An 8,002-nucleotide genomic window follows, 5' to 3' on the forward strand; every position below is an offset into this window, starting at 1 on the left:
TTTAACGTGCCCACAACATTGTTACGGTAATAAAGGGCTGGATTTTGCATGGATTCACCCACCAGCGATTTCGCACAAAAATGCATTATCAGATCGAATGGCCCTTCATCCTGCAAAATCCTGATTAAGCTATCAGCGTCAAGAATGTCGGCTTCAATAAACTGACTCCAGCGAACTGCTTCACGATGCCCCGTGCTTAAATTATCGACGACGACACTTTGATGATTTATTAACGCCAGCGCTTTGCAAATATGCGAACCAATGTAACCCGCACCACCGAGAACTAACACTTTCATTTAACGTATTCCTTGTTTCGCCCACAATCAATGAAATTTACCTGAGCAGAGTTCATAGCCCTCGTTGCCTATTAAAAAAATGGTTGAAAGAGTGTTTTGAGCGAAACTAAATAGTCATGTTGTACGAATACAATGTATCAGTCTACTGATAACTGGAATAAATGTACCAACATGCAATTCTTGAACTTCACAGGCAATTACTTTAGCTTAACGTCATCACTTTTTTCCACAACAGTTTGATAAGGATCTCGTCAATGGCTGTAAAAAGTCTTATAAGAAAATGTTTATTTCCTGCTGCCGGTTATGGCACACGATTTCTCCCGGCAACTAAGGCAATGCCAAAAGAAATGTTGCCGATTGTCAGTAAGCCGTTGATTCAATATGGTGTTGAAGAAGCGATGGAGGCAGGTATAAGCCAAATCGGTTTTATCACCGGACGCGGTAAACGCGCTATTGCTGACCATTTTGACACTAGTTTCGAACTGGAACATCAAATCAAAGGTACATCCAAAGAAAAGTTTTTGGATGATATTCGTTATCTGATGGATAACTGCGAATTTGTGTTCATGCGACAACGTGAAATGCTGGGTCTGGGTCACGCCATCCTGACCGGCGAGCCGATGATTGGCAACGAACCTTTTGCTGTCATTCTGGCTGATGATTTATGTGCTAAACCTGATGAAGGTGGCGAACGCGCGCTCAGCCAATTAGTTGCTTTGTATGAACGTTACCAATGCAGCATTGTGGCGATTGAAGAAGTACCTGCTGATGAAACTCATAGTTACGGGGTTATTTCCGGTGATGAGATCGCTCCGGGAATCTATCAAATCAAGGATATGGTTGAAAAACCTAAACCGGAAGAAGCACCAAGTAACCTGGCCATCATTGGTCGCTATGTGCTGACGCCTGAAATTTTCGACTATTTACGTAAAACCCAGCCAGGCACTAACGGTGAAATTCAAATTACGGATGCGTTACGCCTGATGGCACAGGATCGACTGGTTTTAGCCGTTAAGTTCAAAGGCCGTCGTTTTGACTGTGGCAGTGTTGAAGGGTTTGTGGAAGCCACAAATTACTACTACGAACATGAGCATCTGAATAAATCAGTGTAAGGCTAGGGCTTGTTGATCCTTCATAGCCACCACTNNGCTAGGGCTTGCTGATCTTTCAAATCCACCACTGCTGGCGGCTATGATGGATCAACAAGCCCTAATAAATCCCCATCATCACTGCTTATATAAAGTATTCCATTATCGACAAACGGTGAGGCAAATATGGCCCATCCGGAATCAAACCGCCATGTTTGTTCACCGTTGTTTATATCAAGCGCATACAAATAACCATCCATTGAACCGAAGTAAACCTGTTCACCTGCAATTGCCGGAGATGAAAACACAACGGCTTGAGCGTCAAATTGCCAAAATGGTTCTCCACTTTCCTTATTTAAGGAAAATACCCGACCGTCTGTTGCAGCAAAAATAATCTGCTGATTTTTCAAAGCGGGTGAAGCAAACAGCCGTGAACCTGTTTCAAAGGTCCATATTGGTTTGCCTGACTCGAGGTCCACAGCAAACAACACTCCGGCATCATTGCCGACATAAAGCATATTATCTTCTTCAGAAATCACTGGAGACGCATCTATCGCTGCTCCGGTATCCAAGGTCCATAACACCTCACCATCAGTAGTGACCGCATACAAAGCGCCATCATCACTACCGAAATACAACCGATCATCTTTAATTGCTGCAGACGAATCCACTTGACCATTCGTTTTGATTCGCCATTTGAGCTCACCACTATGCCGGTCAATTGCATAAAAATGATGGTCAAGGCTGCCAATGAATACGGTGCCTTTGGCGATCAATGGCGAGGCAAACACCCGGTCTTGCGTTTCAAATGCCCATAAAAAGCTGCCGCTGAATTTATTCAAGGCATAAATATGTTTATCATCACTACCAAATATAACCTGCTCTTCAGCAACGGCCGGCGTAGAAAAAATTCCGCCTTGTGTGGCAAATTGCCATTGCTCCTGACCCGTCTTGTTATTCAAAGCCAGCATCAGTCCATCAAAACGTCCCGAAAATACCAGGTTGCCACTGGTGACCGGGGATGAGGCCGCACCCTCATCTGCATGATAACGCCAAAGCGTTTCAGGTTTTTGCTTTGGTCCCTGGGTAAGAAAGTCACCACTTCGCTGACTATCTGCCCTGAACATGGCTGAAGATTCGTTGTCCGCTTTCTCCGAACATCCACTGCTCATTGTGACTAGCAAGAAAAGTCCAAAAACCGGAATAAGCAACTTAACAAAACGATATTGGATCATGATTAACTTTTCTTAATAACTTGAAAAAATGGTCTGGCATCAATTCAGGATGGTTGATTTTGGCATCTGACCGCAGATTACAGAATCATTGAAGCGCTATTTATCGCCCCATTGGTTCCGGACAGGACATTTAATCATATCTGATGGTCTGGTGAAATTTCTTATCTAAATGACTGCATCGCATCTTCACCCAGCTGCTCGTAAAAATAGCTTCCAGCTGTGATAGATGGATAGCTCTCAAGCTTAATCATTCAGATAAAAAACCCGCTCCGCCTGGATAACCGGTCTGGTCATTTACTTGCAGGATGCGTTGTTTAAGATCCTCCTTACTTGCTGTGAACACATAAGGAGCCAGATCACGAAGACGCCCCTGAATGTAAGGAGAAACATTTTCCCCCTGTAAGAATAATTCTGTTCGGACTTCACATATCCGCATAATACCCTCTCGAAACCCGACAATATTTGCAGCAGGGCGCTTATCCTCACCTAATGTCCATCCCCTGCTCTGCCATTCCTGATAACAATCTGTAATCAAACTTTGCTTACTTTGCATATCGGCAGCGGTAAGCGACGCTGAAAACAGTAAAAACCAAATACTAAGCAGTTTATTCATTTATCCCATCTCATTTTGTTATCAACAGAAATGTTTGACTGACAAAAATCCGGGAAAAATTCATGGCTCACTGGTTTGTATGCGCTGCGGAGGTGCAAAGATGCTGTTTTGTGGTGCGAAAAAACGAATCTCAACTCAACATAAAACACTAAGAGACTGTTTTTAAATGATTTATATTTTTGGCATCGTTAATGCAATAACAAAATTGTAGTTTTCTTCAGTGCATGTTCGTTCTCTCTCGCTGCGTGCTGAGCTTTGGGTAAACCTTCGGGTTTACCCTTTTTTTTTGCGGTTATGTCGACGTTGTTGACGCTCTGTAAAAATCAAGAAGCTGAATGACCAGGAATAAATTGTCCGAGCCGAATATCTCCCATGAAAAATATCCATACTCAAACAGCCGATTGCATTTGATGAATTTCAATTTGGATTAATCGGGATTCAGAATGGTTTAAAAGCCGATAGAAGCAATACGCATTATTTAGGCTCATACTTAACGTTGAGGAAAATTTCACACTATCGGTATGAATGTTGCGTCAGGCTGTTTCAATATCGATTGGAACAGGCAATGGTGATGGTCAATCCTTCTACAAACATTCAGAATTTCCTGAGTACGCATCAGCTCTCAGCCAACTATGCAAAACAAATTGATGACTGGTTTAGCGTCATCACTGATGAATTGATTTTGCACCAAAAAAGGGCAAAACGCCCCATAATCATCGGTATCCATGGTGCGCAAGGCTCCGGTAAAAGTACACTTGCTGAATGTTTAGTGCATTTGCTGACTACCCAGCATCATCAATCCGCTATCGCTTTATCCTTAGACGATTTTTATCTCACGCATCAGCAACGAATTGATTTAGCCAATACCGTTCATCCTTTATTAGCGACTCGCGGCGTGCCCGGAACGCATGATGTTGAACTGGCATTAGCAACTATAGATAAATTGCTCTCGGAAAGAAAAAATGTTGCGATTCCACGGTTTGATAAAGCACATGATGATCGTTTTCCTGTTGAGCAATGGCCGGTACTGGAATACGCACCAAAGTTTATTGTATTGGAAGGCTGGTGCATGGGCGCCTGTCCCCAACCAGAAGATGTATTAACGGAACCAATGAATCTGCTGGAACAAAGTGAAGATCCCGATGTTTACTGGCGACGTTTTGTGAATGAAAAGCTTGAACAGGAATATCCTGCCCTTTTTCAACGGGTGGATAGCTGGATCATGCTTAAGGCACCTAATTTTGATTGTGTGTATGACTGGCGTCTGGAACAGGAAGAAAAGCTGCAACAAACAGTCAGTACAGTGAACAATAAAATCATGGATGCTGATGATATCGCACGGTTTGTTCAGTATTACCAGCGGGTCACCCAGCACTGTCTGGATACATTGCCTGAACAAATGGACTATGTATTTGAACTCAATATAGAAAGGGATATCGTGGCCTTGAAGCGTCCTAAACAATCTGTGCCAGAGGCATCATGTCCTAAGGCCTCTTTGCTGGTGTTTACCGATCTGGATGGTAGCCTGCTGGATCATCATAATTATCGTCATGATGAAGCCGACCCGGTACTGGCAAAACTTAAACAGCTGCAAATACCACTCATTCCTGTCAGCAGCAAAACCCAGTCTGAAATCGAACAGATCAGTGAATCACTGGATAATCTTCATCCTTTTATCTGTGAAAACGGGGCTGCAGTGTTTATTCCGGTGAATTATTTCCCGAGCCAGCCAGCCGATACCAAAACCTCCGGTAAGTACTGGATAAAAGAATTTGTACAACCACGCGCTCACTGGCAATCCATAATTAATTCGGTTAAACCTTTATTCAATGATGACTTCACCACGTTTGCCCAGGCAGGAATTGACGGCATTATCGCCATGACCGGTTTAGATGTGCATGCCGCGGCCCGCGCTGCCAGAAGACAATACGGTGAAGCTCTGGCATGGCATGGCAATCCGGGTAAACAAAAACAATTTATTGAAGAAGTCCGTAAACGTGGTGCTCAAGTTTTGATTGGCGGTCGCTTTTTACATGTTTCAGGACAATGCGACAAAGGTTGCGCCATTCAATGGTTGAAACAGGTTTACGAACATTTTTGCCCGGATAAACGTTTTACCAGTCTGGCGATCGGTGATAGCCAGAATGATGTCGCCATGCTGGAAACCGCGGACATGGCTTTATTAATTCCTTCACCCGTCAATTCATTACCTTCCTTAACGCGCCATAACAATGTCATGCAGGCTTCACATTGCGGGCCGCGTGGGTGGGCAGAAGGTGTACAGCAAGTCTTGCAACAGCTGCATATAAGCACGGCATTCGTGCACTAAAATTACAAGAGGCCACCATGGCAGACTTTCATCAAAATGGCATTATTACAACGCTACATAATCTGACGCATCGTCATCTGGCTGATCTGGAACAGGATCTATTGCAGTTCAGTCAGCAACGGCCGATGGGATTATTATTACCTTCTTTATTCTCAGAGCTGCAAGGTGAAGCTCTTCCAGCGATTGTGCAACAATTAAGAACCGTCCCGTATCTGTCAGAAATTGTGATTGGTCTGGATCGGGCCAATGCTGATGAGTTTAAACATGCTTTGGCATTTTTTAATGATCTGCCACAACATCATCGGATAATGTGGCATGACGGACCACGATTAAGCGCTATTGATGCTGAATTGCAGGCTTTGAATCTGGCTCCGCATCAAGCTGGGAAAGGGCGCAATGTCTGGTATTGCATGGGCTATATTTTAGCCTCAGGTAAAGCTGAATCAATTGCTTTACATGATTGTGACATCGTCACTTACAACACTGAACTGCTCGCCCGGTTGATTTATCCTGTTGCCAATCCAATGTTCAATTATGAATTCTGTAAAGGTTATTACGCGCGGGTTTCCGGAGGAAAACTGAACGGTCGGGTGAATCGTTTATTAATTACTCCCCTGTTAAGGGCGTTGAAATCGGTCATGGGGCCGAGTGATTATCTCGATTATATGGATAGCTTTCGCTATTCATTGGCCGGCGAGTTTTCGTTCCGCCGTGATGTGTTAAGCGATATCCGTATCCCCAGTGACTGGGGGTTGGAAATCGGTGTGTTATCTGAAATGCATCGAAACTATGCCAATAACCGATTATGTCAGGTAGATATTGCCGATATTTATGACCACAAACACCAGGATCTGTCTCCCGAAGATCAGCAAGGCGGTTTGTCGAAGATGTCGATAGATATTGCTAAAGCATTATTCCGTAAACTTGCCACCAAAGGCACCGTGTTCAGTCCTGAACATTTCCGCAGTATCAAAGCCACCTATTATCGAATCGCACTGGATTTTGTAGAAACCTATCGAAACGATGCCGTAATGAATGGCTTGAAATTCGATATTCATCAGGAAGAAGCCTCGGTGGAAATGTTTGCCCGAAATATCATGGATGCCGGACAGATTTTTCTGGAAAACCCGATGGAAACACCTTTCATCCCCAGCTGGAACCGGGTGCAAAGTGCTTTGCCGGATATTTTTGGACGCATCTATCAGGCGGTGGAAGACGACTATCAGGAATTTTCCGGTTAAAGGATGACCATGACATCAACATCTGAACGGCCAGCTGTATTTCAAAATGTGCTTTATCACCTGAACACTGTGTATGGCGAGCTTAAAGACCCTGAAATGCTTGCTGCCCTGACCAATGAGTTATTAGCCATTATGCGGGTAAACCCTGAGGCACAGTCCCCTCAGCCACATCAGAATAAATGGCAGGCCAGTGATATTGCCATGATCACCTACGGCAACAGTGTGTTAAAAACGGGTGAATCCCCCCTACAGACACTTAAACATTTTTTGGACGATTATTTTGCGGATTGCATTAATACCGTGCATATCCTGCCGTTTTTTCCGTACTGCAGTGATGATGGTTTTGCGGTAAAAGATTTTTTTCAGGTCAATCCGGAATTGGGTGACTGGGGAGATATTAATGCCATCGCAAAAGATTATCGGCTGATGGCTGATCTGGTCATTAATCATGGTTCAAGCAGCAGCCAATGGTTTCAGAACTTTATTGCCGGTCAGGGTGAAGGTCACGATTTTTTTTATACCTGTGAGGCGGATACCCCTGTTTCTCTGGTTGTGCGTCCACGTATTACGCCACTGTTAAGACAAACTGAAACGGCTCAAGGTATTAAACATGTCTGGTGTACTTTCAGTCATGAACAGGTGGATTTTGATTTTCGTAATACTGAAGTATTGAAAACCTTTGTAAAGATTATTCGCTTTTATCTGGATCAGGGAGTTCGCCTGTTTCGTTTGGATGCTGTGGCATTTTTATGGAAACAGGCTGGAACCAATTGTCTTAATCTTCCCCAGACACATGAGCTGATCCGATTGCTGCGCTTATTGATTGAGCAGGCACAGAGTGATGCCGTGATCATTACTGAAACCAATATTCCGAACCGGGAAAATCTGAGTTATTTCGGCAATGCCAATGAAGCACATTGGATTTATAACTTCTCATTACCACCACTATTATTAAATACGTTGATTAGTGGGAACTGCCGTTATTTACGCCAATGGCTGATGAGTATGCCGCCGGCTCAGAATGGTACGGCTTATTTTAATTTTATTGCCTCTCATGACGGTATTGGCTTGCGTCCTGCTGAAGGATTATTGACTGATAATGAGATCGCTGCACTGATTTCAACCATGCAGGGATTTGGTGGTGAAATCTCCTGGCGTGCCGCGGAAAATGGCATCAAAAAACCCTATGAGATCAATATT

The 8,002-nt window shown here is 43.8% G+C and carries 7 protein-coding genes; 4 read left to right on the forward strand and 3 right to left on the reverse strand.

Going from position 1 to position 8,002, the window contains the following annotated elements; translation table 11 throughout:
• Window positions 1-296 (reverse strand): NAD-dependent epimerase/dehydratase family protein (locus B3O33_RS15420; protein WP_292363926.1); only part of this gene is annotated, 296 nt, incomplete at its 3' end.
• Between the two features lie 254 nt (window positions 297-550).
• Here B3O33_RS15420 and galU point away from each other — a divergent pair.
• Window positions 551-1,408: a UTP--glucose-1-phosphate uridylyltransferase GalU gene (galU, locus tag B3O33_RS15425; protein WP_292361750.1), complete on the forward strand. Its 858-nt coding sequence runs from the start codon at window positions 551-553 to the stop codon at window positions 1,406-1,408.
• A gap of 77 nt (window positions 1,409-1,485) precedes the next feature.
• On the opposite strand, the gene B3O33_RS15430 is transcribed toward galU, so the two are convergent.
• Both B3O33_RS15430 and B3O33_RS15435 read right to left on the reverse strand, forming a co-directional pair.
• Complete coding sequence (locus B3O33_RS15430) at window positions 1,486-2,556, reverse strand: PQQ-binding-like beta-propeller repeat protein (protein ID WP_292361749.1); 1,071 nt, start codon at window positions 2,554-2,556, stop codon at window positions 1,486-1,488.
• A gap of 310 nt (window positions 2,557-2,866) precedes the next feature.
• A complete protein-coding gene (locus B3O33_RS15435; protein ID WP_292361748.1) occupies window positions 2,867-3,232 on the reverse strand; it encodes a hypothetical protein in 366 nt (121 codons plus the stop codon).
• A 571-nt stretch (window positions 3,233-3,803) separates the two neighbouring features.
• On the opposite strand from B3O33_RS15435, the gene B3O33_RS15440 reads away from it, so the two are divergent.
• From B3O33_RS15440 to B3O33_RS15450, 3 genes are all read left to right on the forward strand, one after another.
• Window positions 3,804-5,561, forward strand: a complete 1,758-nt coding sequence (locus B3O33_RS15440; RefSeq protein WP_292361747.1) for an HAD-IIB family hydrolase — start codon at window positions 3,804-3,806, stop codon at window positions 5,559-5,561.
• Between the two features lie 17 nt (window positions 5,562-5,578).
• A complete protein-coding gene (locus B3O33_RS15445) occupies window positions 5,579-6,802 on the forward strand; it encodes a glycosyl transferase (protein WP_292361746.1) in 1,224 nt (407 codons plus the stop codon).
• Between the two features lie 9 nt (window positions 6,803-6,811).
• The coding region (locus B3O33_RS15450; protein WP_292363927.1) for an alpha-amylase family glycosyl hydrolase at window positions 6,812-8,002 on the forward strand (1,191 nt) is incomplete at its 3' end.

It is taken from the genome of Methylophaga sp. UBA1464 (genome assembly GCF_002325665.1).
In the GTDB taxonomy this organism is placed as follows: domain Bacteria; phylum Pseudomonadota; class Gammaproteobacteria; order Nitrosococcales; family Methylophagaceae; genus Methylophaga.

Coding starts and splice junctions, on each gene's coding strand:
- galU (WP_292361750.1), top strand. CDS start 551: ATGGCTGTAAAAAGTCTTATAAGAAAATGTTTATTTCCTGCTGCCGGT.
- B3O33_RS15430 (WP_292361749.1), bottom strand. CDS start 2,556: ATGAGCAGTGGATGTTCGGAGAAAGCGGACAACGAATCTTCAGCCATG.
- B3O33_RS15435 (WP_292361748.1), bottom strand. CDS start 3,232: ATGAATAAACTGCTTAGTATTTGGTTTTTACTGTTTTCAGCGTCGCTT.
- B3O33_RS15440 (WP_292361747.1), top strand. CDS start 3,804: ATGGTCAATCCTTCTACAAACATTCAGAATTTCCTGAGTACGCATCAG.
- B3O33_RS15445 (WP_292361746.1), top strand. CDS start 5,579: ATGGCAGACTTTCATCAAAATGGCATTATTACAACGCTACATAATCTG.